This is a genomic window from Vibrio sp. 10N.286.45.E10 (genome assembly GCF_002874195.2).
GTDB classification, from domain to species: Bacteria; Pseudomonadota; Gammaproteobacteria; order Enterobacterales; family Vibrionaceae; genus Vibrio; species Vibrio crassostreae.
In genome coordinates this window covers 233213-251829 of the sequence record NZ_MCWD02000001.1, presented here as the reverse complement: position 1 = coordinate 251829, position 18617 = coordinate 233213, and the positions used below count along the sequence as shown (strand labels likewise).

At 44.7% G+C, this 18617-nt stretch carries 15 protein-coding genes and 1 pseudogene; 5 read left to right on the top strand and 11 right to left on the bottom strand.

Going from position 1 to position 18617, the window contains the following annotated elements; genetic code table 11:
* The first annotated feature begins 412 nt into the window (after positions 1–412).
* On the top strand, positions 413–1078 hold the full coding sequence (gene mutH / locus BCU34_RS01015) for a DNA mismatch repair endonuclease MutH (RefSeq protein WP_102480739.1): 666 nt from the start codon (positions 413–415) through the stop codon (positions 1076–1078).
* A gap of 89 nt (positions 1079–1167) precedes the next feature.
* On the opposite strand, the gene BCU34_RS01010 is transcribed toward mutH, so the two are convergent.
* The 8 genes and pseudogenes from BCU34_RS01010 to xerD all read right to left on the bottom strand — a co-directional run bounded on the left by BCU34_RS01010 (position 1168) and on the right by xerD (position 10621).
* Positions 1168–1479 carry a DUF6482 family protein gene (locus tag BCU34_RS01010; RefSeq protein WP_004735016.1) on the bottom strand — a complete coding sequence of 104 codons (312 nt, stop codon included), beginning with the start codon at positions 1477–1479 and terminating at the stop codon, positions 1168–1170.
* A gap of 214 nt (positions 1480–1693) precedes the next feature.
* Positions 1694–1945, bottom strand: a complete 252-nt coding sequence (locus BCU34_RS01005; protein ID WP_004735015.1) for a hypothetical protein — start codon at positions 1943–1945, stop codon at positions 1694–1696.
* Between the two features lie 567 nt (positions 1946–2512).
* Positions 2513–3847 carry a cyclic-di-GMP-binding transcriptional regulator VpsR gene (vpsR, locus tag BCU34_RS01000; RefSeq protein ID WP_102480737.1) on the bottom strand — a complete coding sequence of 445 codons (1335 nt, stop codon included), beginning with the start codon at positions 3845–3847 and terminating at the stop codon, positions 2513–2515.
* 271 nt (positions 3848–4118) lie between these two features.
* A complete protein-coding gene (gene lysS, locus BCU34_RS00995) occupies positions 4119–5651 on the bottom strand; it encodes a lysine--tRNA ligase (protein WP_017059330.1) in 1533 nt (510 codons plus the stop codon).
* Between the two features lie 98 nt (positions 5652–5749).
* Positions 5750–6848 (bottom strand): peptide chain release factor 2 gene (prfB, locus tag BCU34_RS00990; protein WP_100208942.1). Its coding sequence is split into 2 segments (ribosomal slippage): positions 5750–6772 and positions 6774–6848, totalling 1098 coding nucleotides; the frame shifts between segments, so codons are not numbered across the junction.
* 235 nt (positions 6849–7083) lie between these two features.
* Positions 7084–8821, bottom strand: a pseudogene (gene recJ / locus BCU34_RS00985) (single-stranded-DNA-specific exonuclease RecJ).
* A gap of 79 nt (positions 8822–8900) precedes the next feature.
* On the bottom strand, positions 8901–9680 hold the full coding sequence (locus BCU34_RS00980; RefSeq protein WP_017059328.1) for a thioredoxin fold domain-containing protein: 780 nt from the start codon (positions 9678–9680) through the stop codon (positions 8901–8903).
* 26 nt (positions 9681–9706) lie between these two features.
* Positions 9707–10621: a site-specific tyrosine recombinase XerD gene (gene xerD, locus BCU34_RS00975; protein WP_048658059.1), complete on the bottom strand. Its 915-nt coding sequence runs from the start codon at positions 10619–10621 to the stop codon at positions 9707–9709.
* Positions 10622–10771: 150 nt separating this feature from the next.
* Between xerD and fldB the strand changes: the two genes are divergently transcribed.
* Positions 10772–11293, top strand: coding sequence for a flavodoxin FldB (fldB, locus tag BCU34_RS00970; protein ID WP_019820572.1), 522 nt, complete (start codon positions 10772–10774; stop codon positions 11291–11293).
* Positions 11294–11423: 130 nt separating this feature from the next.
* On the opposite strand, the gene brnQ is transcribed toward fldB, so the two are convergent.
* Positions 11424–12737, bottom strand: a complete 1314-nt coding sequence (brnQ, locus tag BCU34_RS00965) for a branched-chain amino acid transport system II carrier protein (protein WP_102432244.1) — start codon at positions 12735–12737, stop codon at positions 11424–11426.
* 314 nt (positions 12738–13051) lie between these two features.
* On the opposite strand from brnQ, the gene BCU34_RS00960 reads away from it, so the two are divergent.
* A complete protein-coding gene (locus BCU34_RS00960; RefSeq protein ID WP_048662677.1) occupies positions 13052–13780 on the top strand; it encodes a tRNA1(Val) (adenine(37)-N6)-methyltransferase in 729 nt (242 codons plus the stop codon).
* 107 nt (positions 13781–13887) lie between these two features.
* Complete coding sequence (srmB, locus tag BCU34_RS00955) at positions 13888–15153, top strand: ATP-dependent RNA helicase SrmB (RefSeq protein WP_017059323.1); 1266 nt, start codon at positions 13888–13890, stop codon at positions 15151–15153.
* 112 nt (positions 15154–15265) lie between these two features.
* Here srmB and yaaA read toward each other — a convergent pair whose 3' ends face one another.
* Together yaaA and BCU34_RS00945 are read right to left on the bottom strand one after the other, a co-directional pair.
* Complete coding sequence (gene yaaA / locus BCU34_RS00950) at positions 15266–16042, bottom strand: peroxide stress protein YaaA (protein ID WP_048662676.1); 777 nt, start codon at positions 16040–16042, stop codon at positions 15266–15268.
* Between the two features lie 227 nt (positions 16043–16269).
* A complete protein-coding gene (locus BCU34_RS00945; RefSeq protein WP_032545312.1) occupies positions 16270–17697 on the bottom strand; it encodes an alanine/glycine:cation symporter family protein in 1428 nt (475 codons plus the stop codon).
* Between the two features lie 711 nt (positions 17698–18408).
* Here BCU34_RS00945 and BCU34_RS00940 point away from each other — a divergent pair.
* Complete coding sequence (locus BCU34_RS00940; RefSeq protein WP_008224353.1) at positions 18409–18597, top strand: DUF3545 family protein; 189 nt, start codon at positions 18409–18411, stop codon at positions 18595–18597.
* Positions 18598–18617: the final 20 nt, after the last annotated feature.

Sequence of the window (18617 nt, the reverse complement as noted above, 5' to 3'; positions counted from 1 at the left end):
TACCCGCAATCGTTTTTTTTAATCCATAGATTCATCAACACAAAAAACGACAAATCAATAAAACTTAATTTATATTCATACAAATCAACCAATTAAAATAATATCTTAGTTTTAAAAAACATTGGAAATGTAAAAGATCTTTCAGAAATTCGACATGGTTAAAGATCAACCACTCCGATGTTTATCCACACTACCAAGTGAAAGATTCATTTTGAACCCCATTTGGCAAGCATTTTATCCACCATAAACCCCTGTTTATTTATCCACTAAATTAATATTTCAATTAATTACCTTTATGTCCTGTGGATAACCCTGAGTTTGATCCCTTTTCTCGCAAGGAGATCATTTCTTAACCAGTCGTCATTTGGTGATAACTTCTGATAAAATCGTTTTTTTGATCATACCTTTTATTATGAAACCAGAACCACAAACACAACAAGAGCTGTTAGAGCGCGCGTATGCCATCGCCGGAATGACCTTTAAAGAACTCGCCGACGAAGCCGAGATGCGGATGCCAAACGACCTTAAGCGTGATAAAGGCTGGGTTGGGCAGTTATTGGAATGGCACTTGGGTGCACCTGCAGGCAGCAAGCCAGAACAAGATTTTACCAAGCTAGGGATCGAGCTAAAAAGTATTCCGATTGGCTATTCTGGCAAGCCACTCGAAACCACCTTTGTGTGTGTCGCGCCTTTGATGGGTGTGCAAGGCATAACTTGGGAAACCAGCCACGTTCGAAACAAGCTGTCTAAGGTGTTGTGGATCCCTGTCGAGGGAGAAAGAGAGATCCCGTTAGCAGAGAGGCATGTAGGATCCCCTTTATTATGGACACCTAGCCAAGCTGAAGACGAACTCTTGAAAAGAGATTGGGAAGAACTAATGGAATTGATCGTGTTAGGCAATGTGGAGCAAATAACTGCAAGACACGGTGAAGCACTGCATTTACGTCCAAAAGCTGCCAACAGTCGAGTGTTAACCGAAGCTTACGGTGCAAGTGGAAAACCTATCAAAACTAAACCACGTGGTTTCTATCTACGAACTCAATTCACCCACAAATTGCTGACAACACATTACGCATAGATCGTTTAATCAAGCCTCGGTAGCGAAAACTCTCAATGCGTTACAAAAGAGCCTGCAATTAGAATCAATCTCTAGCAACAAACGCTCTCTTAATGAGGTTTAAGCGCCAGTTCAATGTCACAGTAGCTTTGGCTTGGCTCATTACCAAACTCATCATACGCGTTATGTAGGCGAAGATACGCCTTTTCAAAGCCGAGCCGGAGTAACTCCTCTTTCACTTGATCCAAGGATCCAAAGTGAAGCGGCTCGCCGTCTTGCTTTACCGGTTCTAGCTTGTGTTTGTACTCCACCGCCAGTAGATATTCTGAGATATCAGAACAGCCTATAACGTACACTTTTGGAGTTTGATAAGAGTCTTTATGCTCTCCATGTAACCACATGTCTAATTGATGCTTCTGCATAGCCAGCCTCCCTTGCTCTATAAAGCTTAGTAGAACTCTTTTCCTTTACTAGATAACAACTTAAAAAAGCATAGATAACGGCTTAAAAAAGCAAAAAAGAGAAGCAAGAGCTTCTCTTATTTGACCAGTTCTAGTTCAAAAGTTTGCACTTTCGACGCCATAACTATCACTGTGACTTATCTTAGGGGTTGAACGGTGCTATCAACCCCGCAGATTACGTCGGTATTCGCGCACTTAGGACACGACGAAGGTGACGTACTCGACGTTCAATAGTGACAACTTCTGGTTCAGAAAAACCAATAGGTCGACCGTCAGCCTCAAGACCAATATCTCTTAATAAGTGAGTATTGTTCCATGGTAGATCATATGAACTACGACGAACTTTTCGTTGCCATTCACGCTCTTCACGACGAAGATCGGCACGGATAAGGACTGTTGCTAATTTTAAATATACTGAGTGACGCATAATAACTCTCCAGTTGTTGAATAAACTGAGGAAAAATAGCGTGTTAGATAGTGTGAGGGCTTCTCATTTAGCTGCTATTTTTCCGCAGCCAAATAAGGATACGGATCTATTAGTTAGGTTTATCTTGGGTGTTTCGATCGGCCATGGCTGATGTTTGTGACATATCAGTCACCATGTCAGTACACGGATCAAACGACGCGCAAATATGCTGTATAAAATCGAAATGTTTCATTTGCGCCTCCAAGCTAACTAAAAAATCCAAAAAGATATGAGGTAGTAAAAGCAGACAAGTATTTGTTAAATCTCTGCTTTCACGGGTAAAGTCTAACCAAGTGAGTATATTATTCAACCGATAATTGGTTAACATTTTCAAAACAATGCATTTACCCAAAATATCAGTTGCATATTCATTTAAATATAACATATTCACTATGATTATATAAAATCACAGCATATCTATCTTCGGCTGAGCTAGAAAAGAACTGGCTATCCTTCAGAAACAAAAAAGCCACGTAGATACGTGGCCTTTCATTTACAGTGACTGAATAAAGTCATGTAGAAAAGAGTCTAAACAACCCCTTCAGAGATTAGGCTGTGTTTATTGAGCAATCGGTACATAGTTGCTCGTGATACGCCAAGTTCTTTAGCTGCCAACGAAACCTGACCGCCGTAAGACTCCAACACAATCAGCAGTGCATCGCGCTCTGAACGCTCACGAATACTCTTCAAACTTCGGCGTTCATCATTCTGTTTTGGTAAATCGAGTTGGTGATCCTCAATGATCACCGCATCAGACATCAACACAACACGCTTAATCTGATTCATCAGCTCACGCACATTTCCAGGCCAATGGTAGCGATTCATCGAACGGATAGCATCGTCTGAAAAGCTCTTCGCTTGAGCATTAAACTCTTTCGAGTACTCACGCAGAAAGTGATTAGCCAGTACTGAAATATCACTCACACGTTCTTTTAAGCTCGGAACATGAATACGCAGAACATTAATGTAGTGATAGAGCTCTTCATTAAAATCGCCCTCAATCAACGCCTTCTCGATATCAGAGGAGTTCGCGGCCAGAATACGCACATCAACGGATTTAGGTCCATTAGCGGTTTCAATCTTACCCTCTTGTAAAAAGCGCAACAGATTCAGTTGTTGATTGCGTGGCATCGCTAAAACATCATTAAGCAAGATGGTTCCGCCATCGGCTTCTTCCAACATACAAGGCGCTGTCGCTGGCTGTGCTGAAATACCAAAGACCTCGGCCTCTATTCTCATTTCAGACAAGGCACGACAGTTAACCGTTAAAAATGGCTTCTGTGCTCGCGACGAGTTTTGGTGAATCGAGCGTGCAATCGTCTCTTTACCAGCTCCGCTCTCGCCATAAATCAAGATACTGACATCAGTCGGCCCAATACGCTTCACTTGGTCTCTCAAGCGCTTCACAGCCACAGAGTCGCCCAGCAGGCCCATATTGTTGTTAATGCCGTAGTTTGGCCATACTTTCTGCTCAAGCTTCAGCATACCCAGTTGGTGACCAATGGTACTCAGCAACTGAGCATCTGGGATTGGCGCCGTGAAAAAGTCGATACAGAAGTTAACGATAAACTGGCAGATAGTATCAGAGCTTAATTGCGATTCACGGATAAAGGCGAGCCATCTCACCTGCTTGTTATTGCTCACAAGGTTAGCAATACCGTTGAGACTGAACTCATCATGACTAAGATCGACAATACCAATACATGGGCCAATATCAGCAATCAAGGCATCGGCTTTTCGTAAATCTGCACACTGGGTACACTGCCAACCCACTTGTTCTAACACTGATAAACAGGGTTCGTACGCACCACCAACGACGATAAGAGAACCTGGTAAGGAATCCATCTTAAATTGAGTTCCCATCCTTCTTCCTTATTCTATTTTTATTTAAATCAGGCTAATACGAGTCACTGCTTCATCGTTCGACAAAATGCCGCGAGATCGTATTCAGCGCAGAGGCGTATAGTAGTGAGACTATCTTAGATTTTATGTCTCAATAGTAAGACTATGTCAGAAATAACGATTTTTCGAATCAAGAGTGCGGTACAGACTAGGTTTTGAAGCCCAAAAACAGAAAAAGCCACCCGAAGGTGGCTTTTTAATTACATAGGCTGTTACGCCCTATAAGCGAGAATTACGCTTGTGGACGCATTGCCGGGAACAAGATCACGTCACGGATTGTGTGCGTGTTTGTAAATAGCATTGCTAGACGGTCGATACCGATACCTTGACCTGCTGTTGGCGGTAGGCCGTGCTCTAGTGCAGTAATGTAGTCTGCATCGTAGTACATTGCTTCGTCGTCACCCGCGTCTTTCGCGTTAACTTGCGCTTTGAAACGCTCGTCTTGGTCTTGTGCATCGTTAAGCTCAGAGAAACCATTCGCAACTTCACGGCCACCGATGAAGAACTCAAAACGGTCTGTGAAGAATGGGTTGTCATCGCTACGACGTGCTAGAGGAGAGATGTCCGCTGGGTAGCCAGTGATGAACGTTGGTTGAATTAGCTGAGGCTCAGCCGTTTCACCAAAGATCTCTTCTAGAAGCTGACCACATGTCCAGAACGTTTCTACGTCTACGTGTACAGATTTTGCGATAGCAACCATCTTCTCACGGTCTTGTAGGTCTGCTTCTGTTAGCGCTTGAATCTCAGCGTGCTCAGGGTTGTAGTGCTTGATTGCATCGAACATGCTCATTCGAGCGTAAGTGCCACCGAACTCAACCGTTTCGTCACCGTAAGGCATAGAAGTAGAACCAAGAACGTCCATTGCTGCCGTGCTTAGCATCTCTTCTGTCAGATCCATAAGGTCTTTGTAGTCAGAGTACGCTTGGTAGAATTCCATCATTGTGAATTCTGGGTTGTGACGTGGAGATAGACCTTCGTTACGGAAGTTACGGTTGATCTCGAATACACGATCAAAACCACCAACCACTAGACGCTTAAGGTAAAGCTCTGGTGCAACACGTAGATACATGTCGATGTCTAGTGCATTGTGATGAGTGATGAATGGACGTGCAGTTGCGCCACCCGGGATCACGTGCATCATTGGCGTTTCAACTTCTAGGTAGCCTTTCGCGCTCATGAAGTTACGGATTGAAGATACAAGCTTAGAACGCACGATAAATGCATTGCGAGAATCTTCGTTCACGATTAGGTCAACGTAACGCTGACGGTAACGCATCTCTTGGTCAGTTAGACCGTGGAACTTCTCTGGTAGAGGACGAAGTGCTTTAGTCAGCAATTCAAACTCTTCCATGTTCACGTAAAGGTCGCCTTTACCTGATTTGTGAAGCGCACCTTTAACACCGATGATGTCACCGATATCTAGGCCTTGGTACTTCTCTTTCAGTACTTTTTGTACGTCTTTCGCTGCGTATGCTTGGATACGACCAGAAGTTTCTTGAATCGCAAGGAATGGACCACGCTTCGCCATAACACGACCAGCGATCGCAACGATGTGGTTAAGCTCTTCTAGCTCTTCCTTAGTCTTCTCACCGAATTCCGCTTGAAGATCGCCAGCTAGGTGCTCACGACGGAAGTCATTTGGGTGACCGTTAGCTTTGCAGTTTTGGCGGATGTGATCCAGCTTGCTGCGGCGCTCAGCGATTAGTTTGTTCTCTTCAGGTGAAGAAGCTTCTTGTGCGTTTTCGTTTTGAACAGCATCAGTCATTAGAGATGTACCCTGCTTTTAAAATTTGGACCGCTATATTTTTGCAAATATAGGCATTTTTACCAATATTATTGGTAAAGCTTAATAGTTGATAAAGCTTACAGACCTGATTTCAGGCTAGCTTCAATAAACTTGTCTAAGTCACCGTCAAGAACCGCTTGAGTATTACGGTTTTCGATGCCGGTGCGTAAATCTTTGATACGAGAATCATCCAGTACGTAAGAGCGGATCTGACTGCCCCAACCGATGTCTGATTTCGTTTCTTCGCTCGCTTGTTTTTCAGCATTTTGTTTTTGAATCTCAAGTTCAAAAAGCTTAGCACGTAGCTGCTTCATCGCTTGATCTTTGTTCTTATGCTGCGAACGGTCATTCTGACACTGAACCACGGTGTTGGTCGGAACGTGAGTAATACGTACCGCCGATTCCGTGGTGTTTACGTGCTGACCACCAGCGCCAGAGGCACGGTATACGTCAATACGTAGGTCAGAAGGATTAATGTCGATCGTAATGTTGTCATCAATCTCAGGATAGATAAACGCAGATGCAAATGAAGTATGACGACGACCACTTGAATCAAATGGTGATTTACGAACTAGACGGTGAACACCAGTCTCTGTACGTAACCAGCCGTAAGCATACTCACCAGAGATACGTACCGTTGCGCCTTTAAGGCCAGCAACATCGCCATCAGACACTTCGATAACTTCAGTCTTGAAGCCTTTCGAATCTGCCCAACGTAAGTACATGCGCAACATCATTGAAGTCCAGTCTTGAGCTTCTGTACCGCCCGAACCTGACTGTAAATCGATGTAGCAATCTGATGCATCGTGATCACCAGAGAACATACGACGGAATTCCAGCTTCTCTAGCTTAGCTTCAAGCTCGGCCAGTTCAGGTTCAATTTCATCGAACGTTTCTTGATCTTCTTCTTCAACCGCAAGCTCTAATAGGCCATCAACATCCTCAACACCTTGGTCAAGTTGGTCGATCGTTTCTACTACCGCTTCCAATGCAGAACGTTCTTTACCTAGCGCTTGAGCACGCTCAGGTTCGTTCCATACATCCGGTTGTTCTAATTCTGCGTTTACTTCTTCTAGACGCTCTTTCTTAGCGTCATAGTCAAAGATACCCCCTCAGGATATTTGTGCGCTCAGACACATCCTGCAGACGGTTTTTTATAGGATTGATTTCAAACATTTTAGCTCATCATTTATGAGTAGAATTTAACCGAAGAATTGTACTCAAAAGTGTGACGGAGATACAGAATTTTTTAGAGTGGTGAACCAAGATTCAACAACTTAATGGGATATAAAATTGACAGGCAGAAGAAACACGTAGAATTTGTAAGGGCAGGAAGGAAAACAAGCCCTGTTTTTGAACAGAGCTTGTTGAATTTAGCGCTAGATGATGAACATTATTGAGCCCAAAATAACTATTTGGCTTCGATATGATCGATCATCAGCTGCAACGATTGGTTACCACGAAATTCGTTGATATCGAGCTTAAATGCAAGATGAACGGTTTTTACTGATGCATCAGGCCAGCGACGTAGGTCGACGTTAAAGGCAATACCATCAATCATCACATTGGTAGGGTGGCCTTTGTAGAGCGGCTCGAGCATCAGCTTAAGGTGTTTTTCACCCACCAGCTTTTGGTGCAGCACTTTAAACTCACCATCGAAAATTGGCTCAGGGAAAGCTTGTCCCCACGGGCCACCTGAACGCAGCGTTTCAGCGGTGTGCATAGAGAACTCTTCTGGTAACAGCTCACCATCAGACAAGATAATGCCCTTCAGTGCTGTTTCTCCAAGTTCATTCTTCACAACATCATTGAACAACTTGCTGAAGCGTTCAAAGTCCTTTTCCATGATGGTTAAGCCAGCCGCCATTGCGTGGCCACCAAACTTAAGAATCAAGCCTGGGTTTTGAGTGTCGATTCGGTCCAAAGCATCACGCATGTGCAAACCTGGAATTGAGCGACATGAACCTTTGATACTGCCTTCGCCGCCATCTGCAAACGCAATCACTGGGCGGTGGTATTTGTCTTTGATACGCGAAGCCAAGATACCAATCACACCTTGATGCCAATCACGTTGGAACAAGGCTAAACCAGAAGGCAGGTCGTCTTTACCAAACTCAAGGCGCTCACAAAAAGCCATCGCTTCTTGCTTCATGCCCTCTTCGATCTCTTTACGTGTTTGGTTCAAACCATCCAGTTCACTTGCCATTCGACGCGCCGCATGGATGTTGTTACTCATTAGTAGCTCAACACCAAAAGACATGTCATCCAATCGACCAGCTGCATTGATACGAGGACCAAGAGCAAAGCCAAAATCAGACGCCACCAAACGCTTAGCGTCTCGCTTAGCGATTTCGATCAAGGCTTGAATACCCGGACGAGCTTTACCCGCACGAATACGTTGCAAACCTTGATGCACTAAAATTCGGTTGTTTTCGTCGAGTGGGACCACGTCGGCAACCGTACCCAGCGCCACAAGGTCAATCAATTCCATCAACTTAGGTTCTGTCATGCCGCGCTCTGCAAACCAACCCAACTTACGCATGTGAACACACAATGCCATCATCAGATAAAAAGCGACACCAACACCCGCTAGGGCTTTCGAAGGAAAAGCACAGCTCTCAAGGTTTGGGTTAACCATCGCATCGACCATTGGCAGTTCATTGCCCGGTAAGTGATGGTCGGTAACCAGAACCTCTAGTCCTTTCTCTTTAGCGAAGCGAACACCTTCAATAGAAGAGACACCGTTATCAACCGTCATGATCACTTCGGCGCCAAGCTCGATTGCCTGTTCGACAACCTCAGGGCTCAAGCCATAACCATCTTCAAAACGGTTTGGTACCAGATAATCGACGTTAGAAACTGCCCAACATACGTAGAGCAAGTACGGACAACGCTGAACTGGTTGCGCCATCGGCATCAAAGTCACCAACAATGATGATGCGTTTTTGCTGCTGAATGGCCTTGAACAACAGTTCAACCGCAGCATCAATGCCACCCAGTTTTTGATAAGAGTGCAAGCCTTTCGCTGCTGTCTCTAGTTGGTCAGCACTGTCGATTCCACGACTCACATAAATACGCTTTAATAAGTCAGGTAAGTGAGCAGGTAAGACTGAAATGTCGACCTCTGGACGGCGTTGGATCTCTATCATATAAAAATGGGCCCGATATCAATCAGGCCTCTCCTTAAATCAAAAACATGGGGGATAAATGGCAATACAGAAAACGAGATTATTGCTCTAAACGTTGAAGAAGTTGTGCTGGCGGCAAGTAACCACTCACCAACTCACCACTTGCTAGTACGATAGCCGGTGTACCATTGATGCCAAGCTCACGACCCAATTGGTATTGTTTAGCAATGATCTGCTTCTGCTCTGCTAGGTCTTTACCAGACGCTGGCATTTGACGATTTACTTTAGCGTCATGCATAGCTGTTTTTGGATCATCTGACGCCCAGATTGCCGCCATTTGATCAGCAACTTGTCCTGTCGCGCCTTGACGCGGGTAAGCCATGTAACGAACGGTAATACCCAGATCGTTGTAGCCCTGCATTTGGCTGTGCAGACGAACACAGTAGCCACAGGTAATATCCGTAAATACCGTCACAACGTACTTTTCGTTATCAGCTTTATATTCGATAACCGTATCCGACATTGCTGCTACTTTTTCAGCATTCAACGGAGCTTGACGCTCAGCCAAAACATCACTGAACTTACCGTTGTCATCCAAAGAGTAAAGTGTACCGGCTAGAAAATGGTCGCCCTTAGGAGAAGAAAAGATAATGCCGCTGTTGGTTTGAACTTCTAAAAGACCATCGATATCCGAAGGAACAATCTTATCGACCTTAATGCCGATCTTTTCAAAACGCTTAGTTAACGCTGCAGTATCAATAGCTTGAGCAGGAGCAGCTTCTACGGCTGTTGACGTTGTTTCTACTTTCGCTTCTGATGCATTACATGCAGTAATCATAAGAGGAAGCGCTAGTAGAGGAAGACGGCGTAATACGCTCATTAAGTTCACCTTAAAAATAAATGGATTTAAGCACGTGGGTGATGCTGCGCGTGAATTTGCTTCAGCCTTTCAGTCGCCACGTGAGTATAAATTTGGGTTGTCGATAAGTCACTATGCCCAAGTAACATCTGTACGACCCTGAGATCTGCGCCATAGTTCAGTAAATGCGTCGCAAAAGCGTGTCTCAATACGTGGGGTGACAACAATTCTGTGTCGATACCGGCGACGACCGAGTAGTGCTTGATACGATACCAGAACGTCTGACGGGTCATTTGCTTGGCGCGTTTACTCGGAAAAACCACATCAGAACTGTTTTCGCCAAGTAGATGTGGACGACCTTGTTCAATAAAAGTCTCTATCCAATCGACCGCATTTTCGCCCATGGGTACTAAGCGCTCTTTACCACCCTTACCAATAACACGCACCACGCCCTGTCTTAGGCTAATGTTTTCCATCGTCAAGCTAACCAGTTCTGTCACACGCAAACCCGTTGCATAGAGTAACTCAAGCATCGCCTTATCGCGAAGCTCAATCGGATCGTTCGGATCTGGCGCATCAAGCAAAGCATCAACCTGCTCTTCGCTCAAATCTTTCGGCAAGCGTTGCGGCAACTTCGGGCTGATCAACAAAGCACTTGGATCATCACCTCTGATTTTCTCGCGGTGTAAGTATTGGAACAAGCGACGAATCGCCGACAACATACGGGCACGAGAAGTCTGCTTAAAATCAGCGTCGGCTAACCAGCCTTGATAATCCTGTAAACCTGAAAGGCTAATGAAGTCGAGGCGGTAATTGTTCTTTTCCATCCACGCTAATAACTTGGACAAATCGGTACGGTACGAAACCAGCGTATTCTCCGATAATCCTCGCTCCATCCACATAGCATCTAAAAACTGCTCAACGAGACCGTGGTCTTCGCTCTGCCCTTGAGGCGACTGCATAGTGTTACTCACAATATTGGAAACTGTTTTGAGAGTATGCCAGAGCAAATATGAATGCCATAAAAATTACGACTTGAGCGGATAATCGCTGCAATCGAAGTCGATTTATGGTTAGAATTCGCCATCTGAAATTAAAATCGAACGTTTGCTATGAAAATTGGATTATTTTACGGCTCAACCACCTGCTACACAGAAATGGCAGCAGAGAAAATTCGCGGCATTATTGGTGAAGACCTAGTTGATATCCATAACGTTAAAGAAACCCCTCTTTCATTGATGGCGGACTACGACCTTTTATTGCTGGGCATCTCGACTTGGGACTTCGGTGAAATCCAAGAAGATTGGAATGAACTGTGGGAAGACATCGCAACCACGCCAATGAAAGGCAAGGTTGTGGCTCTGTTTGGTTTAGGTGACCAAGAAGGCTACGGCGAATGGTTCCTTGATGCGATGGGTCTGTTGCATGATGAACTGAAAACCGCTGGAGCAGAGTTTGTTGGCTTCTGGCCAAACGACGACAGCTACGAGTTCGAAGCGTCTAAAGCGTTAACGGAAGACCAATCTCAATTCGTTGGTTTGGCGCTTGATGAAGATTCACAATACGAGCTTAGCGATGACCGTATCGCAAGCTGGGTTGAGCAAGTACTGGTTGAGTACAGCGAAAAGCTATAACCAAACAGAAGTACACCTAACTAAGTAGCTGAATATAAAAAGACCACAGAATACAAAAAGGCCTCATTACTGCGAAGTAATGAGGCCTTTTCTATTTCATCTCGAAGAACAATCTAATCTCAACGGAAGATTAAACAGTCTCCTCAGCCATCTCTTGCTCTGTTGATTTACCAACGAAGAACATACAGATGATTGCAGCAGTCGTTGGAAGCAACCAACCCATACCGATCTCAAACAGTGGCAGCATCTTAAGTGCAGACACGTCTACACCCGCTACTTTAGCGCCATCAATAAGAGCAAACAGCAGTGACACTAATACTACTACGCGGTAAGCCACTTTTGGATTAGGGAAACGGCTACGCAAGAATGTCAGAGCAACCAACGCGATAGCGACTGGGTACAATGCAAATAGTACTGGAACAGACAGAGAAATCAGTTGAGAAAGACCAACGTTTGCAACGGTTGCACAAGCCACACCGTTGATGATTACCCAAGTCTTGTAAGACAGAGGCGTTAGCGAGCTGAAGTAATCCGAACATGCTGACACAAGACCAATCGCCGTTGTTAGACACGCTAATAGTACGATCACAGAAAGCACTAGCTGACCAGAAGGACCAAACAACGATTGAACGTATAGGCTTAAGATAGCACCGCCATTGTCTGCACCGGCTGCTACTGTTGCACTTGTTGCGCCTAGGAAGAATAGAGAGATGTAAACAAACGCTAGACCCGCTGCGGCAATACAACCCGCGCTAATTAGGTACTTAGTCGTCGCAGCACGGTCAGTAATGCCCTTGCTACGAATCGCATCAACAATCAGCATACCAAACATCAAAGAAGCAAAAGTATCCATGGTGTTGTAGCCTTCAAGGAAACCTTTGGTCAGTGGTTGAGTGATGTACTCACCGTGAGCCGCAAGAATATCACCTTGAGGGTTAACGAACACAGCAATCGCCAGTACAACCAAACCAACGAACAGTGCAGGTGTCAGTACCTTGCCAATAACGTCAATAAGCTTACCTTGCGACCATGAGAAGAACATCGCTACTACAAAAAATGCAATCGAAAAGAGAGTTAGGTGAGCTTGAGAGGCATCGATGAAGAACGGTTTCACCGCCATCTCATAGGCAACAAGGCCAGTACGTGGTGCAGCAAATGCAGGACCGATAATGATAAAGATCAGAACAGCCATGATAGTTGCAGCTTGCTTTGGAAGATCTTTAGTTAAGTGACCCCAAGAGCCACCAGCCACAGCGACCGCGACGATAGTGATTAACGGCAGACCAACGGCAGTCAGCAGAAAACCAGACATCGCTGGAAGGAAGTGATCACCGGCTAATTGGCCAGCTAGAGGTGGGAAGATGATGTTACCCGCACCCAAGAAAAACGCAAAAAGCATAAAGCCCAATGCCATTATATCTGTTAGTTTTAGACTCTGTTTCACAGATAATCCTTAATTATATTTATGAGTTTATGTTGTGCTTACATGAATGTTACAGCTAAAAGCTGCCAATCAATCTATAAAATAGTCGCGCATAATGACGAAACACTTGGCTAGCTGCAAGTCACCACACAAAAACACCATATAAATTTGCATATGAGAACAAAAAGCAGTTGATTACACTGGCTATGGAAAAATAGCCACAATTATAAACTAACCATAATTCACAACAATATTTTCCCAAGCAGAACATTGATTCATACAAGCGGTTAACATTAGAGCTAATCACTTAAAATATCTTGATACTCAGAACATTAATGAAAGACAAAACAGTGCAAACTAAAAGCTTCAATTTTAAGCAATTCTCAATTTACGGCGGGCAAAGCGGTATGCCAGTCAGTACCGATGGCGTGTTACTTGGCGCGTGGGTAAGCCTGCCACAAAGATCATGTGTACTCGATATTGGAACAGGAACAGGTCTGCTGGCCTTGATGGCTGCGCAGCGTTTTGAGGATGCTTCAATCTCTGCGATAGATATTGATCAACACGCCATTGATGCTGCCACTGTCAATATTGAGCAGTCGCCTTGGCAAAATCGTGTCTCGCTTCATCACGACAGTGTGTTATCGGCAAGCTTTCCACAGAAGTTTGATGCGATCATCTGTAACCCGCCCTACTTCAACTCTGGAGAACAGGCGCAGCAAAGCCAAAGAGCCACTGCCAGACACACCGACAGCTTGGATCACCTAGCGCTTGCTCAACGTTGTTTCGAGATCACAACCGAAGCCGCGACGGCCAGTTTCATCCTACCGACGCCTGAGGGGGAAGGTTTTATCAAGCTTGCCGAGCAATGTGGTTGGTATCTAGCAAAACGCCTTGATGTGAGAACAACAGACAAGAAACCGGCTAGCCGAATTCTATTTGAGTTATCTAAAGATCCTGCCTGCGAGCAAGATTTGCAGCGCGAATCGCTTACAATTCACCATCAAGGTGGTTATAGCGAAGCATTTATTGCGCTCACGAAAGATTTTTATCTCAAGATGTAGCAAATACCATGTGATCCTAATCACTAATGCTTCTATAATGTCCGACTACTCTTTTTTATCGTCTGCTTTTTGAGGCAGAAACATTTATTGCTTGTGGAGAAACAACAGTGATCAGAACCTTTGCAGAACTCGATCTAAACCAAGAGCTGCTTAAAGCAATTGACGAAATGGGCTACGAACGTCCAACACAGATACAAGCTGAAGCAATCCCACAAGCGTTAGATGGAAGAGACGTTTTGGCTTCTGCGCCAACAGGTACTGGTAAAACAGCATCATTTGTATTGCCAGCACTGCAATACCTACTGGATTTCCCACGTAAGAAATCTGGCCCTGCTCGTATGCTTATCCTGACGCCAACGCGTGAGCTAGCAATGCAGATCACCGAACAAGCACGTGAGCTTGCTAAATACACTAGCCTAAATATCTTCACGATCACGGGCGGTGTTATGTACCAAGAGCACGCAGATATCTTAAGCACAACTCAAGATATCGTAGTAGCAACACCTGGTCGTTTGATGGAATACATTGAAGGCGAGCGTTTTGACTGTCGTGCAATTGAATGGCTGGTTCTAGATGAAGCCGACCGTATGCTAGACATGGGCTTTGGTCCTGTTGTTGACCGTCTGTCTGCAGAGTGTCGCTGGCGTAAACAAACTTTACTGTTCTCAGCAACGCTAGAAGGTAAAGGCATTGAAGGCTTCACTGAAGATCTACTGAAAAACCCAGCAGAGATCGATGCGAAATCATCACTTCGTGAGCGTAAGAAGATCACTCAGTGGTACCACCGTGCAGATACAGCAGAGCACAAGCTGAACATCCTAAAGCACGTCATCACAGAGCAAGCTGAGCGCAGCATCGTATTCTTGAAGACGCGTGATCGTCTAGGAGATCTACGAGCTCAACTTGAAAGCGCGCAAATCCCATGTGCATGGATCCAAGGTGAAATGCCTCAAGATCGTCGTAACAACGCGATTGCTCGTTTCCGTGACGGCTCTGTAAACGTGCTACTAGCGACTGACGTTGCGGCGCGTGGTATCGACCTTCCAGACGTAAGCCACGTAATCAACTACGACATGCCACGTACTGCTGACGTATACCTACACCGTATTGGCCGTACTGCTCGTGCTGGTAAAAAAGGTAACGCGGTTTCTATCATTGAAGCGCACGATCAACTAATGATTGAGCGTGTGGCTCGTTACACAGACGAACCAATCAAAGAACGCTTCATCGAAGGCATGCGCCCTACGCATAAGAAAGCGGCCGTGACTAAGAAGAAGAAACCGAAGAAAGAAGATAAGAAAGCGGTAGAGAAACAAAAAATCGCGAAGAAGAAAAAAATCGCGAAGAAAAAGAAAGCAGCAAAGAAGAAATAATCTAATAGCTTCAACGATTCAATAAAAAGCCCCATGCAGTTCGCTGCATGGGGCTTTTCTCTATCTGGTTGGCATCTCGCCATAGAGCGTGACGACCATTAATCAATAACGTCTAGTTTTGCTCTTCACGTTTGAAGACAAGCTCTTTCGCGTTCGACTCTTCTTCAACGAAGTAGTAACCCGCTGTATCAAACTGAGTCAGCGCTTCAACCGAGTCGATCTTGTTCTCGATAATGTAGCGAGCCATCATGCCACGCGCTTTCTTCGCATAGAAACTGATCACCTTGTATTGACCGTTCTTACAGTCTTTGAATACAGGGGTAATCACTTGGCCATCCAAGCTCTTCGGCTTCACAGCTTTAAAGTATTCGTTAGATGCTAGGTTGATCAGCACATTGTCGCCTTGAGCATTCAACGCTTCATTCAGCTTGTCTGTAATGATGTTGCCCCAGAACTGGTACAAGTTAGTACCACGAGCATTCGCCAAGCGTGTGCCCATCTCTAGACGGTAAGGCTGCATCAAATCTAACGGCTTAAGCAAGCCATATAACCCAGAAAGCATGCGCAGGTGATTTTGTGCGTAGTCAAAATCTTCATCCGATAGCGTCTCAGCATCTAAGCCAGTGTATACATCGCCCTTAAAGGCTAGGATTGCTTGGCGTGCGTTGTCTTGGGTAAAGGTCTCGCTCCACTGCTCAAAGCGCGCTACGTTCAACCCTGCGATTTTATCGCTCACCTTCATCAGTGCAGAAATATCGACTGGCGTCAGTTTACGGCACTCTTCAATCAGTTCAGCAGAGTGTTCAACAAACTCAGGCTGACTAAAGCGTTCAGTCGCTAATGGTGATTCGTAATCAAGTGTTTTGGCTGGAGAAACGACAACTAACATAACTTTACCCTAATCGGTTATCTAACTGGATGCTGCTAGAGTATAGAAAAAACATCAACTTGTCTTTATGACTCTTCCTATTACTTTGATAGGAAGAATGAGCTTCGATAGGGAGAATAAGCTTTGATAGACAGAATGAGACAAATGACAGGCAAAGAAAAAGGCTAAGGTCGAAACCTTAGCCTTTCTAATCATTTTAGGATGAGCGGTTTATCGCTCCAACAAGATTATTTCTTGTTGTTGTCCCAAATACCGTCTTCCAGTTGAGACTTAAGCTCAGGGAAGTCATTCGAATCGAATGTCGGTACTTTACCCGCGTCTAGTTGGCGGTTGTAGTCTTTCGCTAGCTTAATCACGATGCCTGATAGCAGGATAATCGCCACCAAGTTAACAATCGCCATTAGGCCCATCGATACGTCAGCCAGGGCCCATACCGTTGGTAGTGTCGCTAGAGAACCGAACATAACCATACCCAGTACAACAATACGGAACAGCACTAGGCCTTTCTTGTTGTTGTGCTCTAGGAAGATAAGGTTCGTTTCAGCGTACGAGTAGTTTGCAATAATTGAAGTGAAAGCGAAGAAGAAAATCGCTACCGCTACAAAGATGCCACCCCATTCGCCAACTTGTGCTGTTAGTGCACGTTGCGTTAGTTCGATACCCGTAACTTCACCGTGTGGTACATACTCACCAGACATCAGGATGATTGCTACTGTTGCTGAACAGATAACAATGGTATCCATGAACACGCCTAGCATTTGCACGTAACCTTGTGATGCTGGGTGTGGTGGGTAAGGCGTAGCAGAAGCTGCTGCGTTTGGCGCAGAACCCATACCCGCTTCGTTCGAGAACAAACCACGTTTGATACCGTTAATCATCGCTTGTGCGATTGCGTAACCTAGGCCACCCGCCGCTGCTTCTTGCAGACCGAATGCACTCTTGAAGATAAGAGCCAATACTTCAGGCACTTTCTCGATGTTCGCGAACATCACGTACATAGCGATCGCTAGGTAAGCCAATGCCATGATTGGAACGATGATTTCTGCAGTACGTGCAATCTTACGGATACCACCGAAGATAACGAATGCAGAGATAATTACGATACCAACACCAACGTAGCTACGCTCAAGGTCAAATGCTGTGTTCATTGCGCTTGCAATCGCGTTTGCTTGAACCGCGTTGAATACAAGACCGAATGCAATGATTAGGAAGATAGAGAATAGAACCCCCATCCAACGCATGCCTAGGCCTTTCTCCATGTAGTATGCAGGGCCGCCGCGGTAGTTACCGTCGTTATCACGCGTTTTGTATAGCTGTGCCAGTGTACTTTCAGCAAACGATGTTGCCATACCTAGCATGGCGATTAGCCACATCCAGAAGATAGCACCAGGGCCACCTGCGGTTAGAGCTACAGCAACACCTGCCATGTTACCCGTACCTACACGAGCAGCGAGACTAGTACAAAGAGCTTGGAAAGAAGAGATACCAGCACTGTCTGCTTTACGGCTGTTTCTCAGAACAGAGAACATGTGGCCGAAATGGCGGAATTGAATGAAGCCTAGTCGTACAGTGAAGTAGATACCCACACCAACCAGTAAGTAAACTAAGATAGATCCCCAAAGGAGATCGTTCATCAAATTGATTAAGTCTGTCACGTGAACCTCGTAATTGAGTTTAAGCACCGATCATGCTTCCTAGCCTTCCTCTAAATCGCCTATGCCAGTGTCAATGTTGTGTCGGCATTCGTTTTATATTTATTTGCTGCGATCTAGATTGTAAATGTCGCTTCATGCATCCATTTTACGTATCAGTGTATTTTTTGACGGGCGGATAATGCAGCGAGACGACTTAAAAATCAATATGCAAATGCATTTATATTAAAATGACATTTCACTAATAACACACCTTTTGTTAACACAACTTTCAACAATACAGCCCAATAAAAGTCACATTATCGGGACATAATATCAACAACAGCCACGGCTCCGCCCCAACAAGAACACCATCCCATAAAAATGACGTCAGCCTAGGTTTTACAAGGTATAGTGAAGATCTTCGTTTTTTTCTAGGCCAATGAGATCCCTATACCGCATAGCACCATGTGCACTTCAATGCATTATAGGCAAAACACTATTCCATTCGCACAATGAATTAACATTCAATAACCCCTAATTTAATCGTTTACTTAGGTTTGTTTGCTTGTTTTTTATACATAAAAAGTCCCTCAATGTGTGAGCATGCATAAAAAAACAGAACAAAAACTTCATAGATTTGAAACAAATGAGAAACAAATCAAGGTTATGGTGAACCTAAATATGATATTTAATGGTTCGTAAGAACTAGTCCCACGGAAGGAGATATGGCTTATGGATAGCTTTCAATTCGATGAAGTATCAGAACTAGAAATGCCTCGTGCAACTCAAAAAACACGCTCGAAACCACTTAAGCGTAAGTGGCGTGAAATCGAAGCCATCAACGATCGCAGGCAGCTTGAGAAAGAGCTAAGAGAGATGAATCTCGGTCTCGATTTTAGCCTTGACGATATAAAGCTTTAATCAGCACGATAAGAAATCAG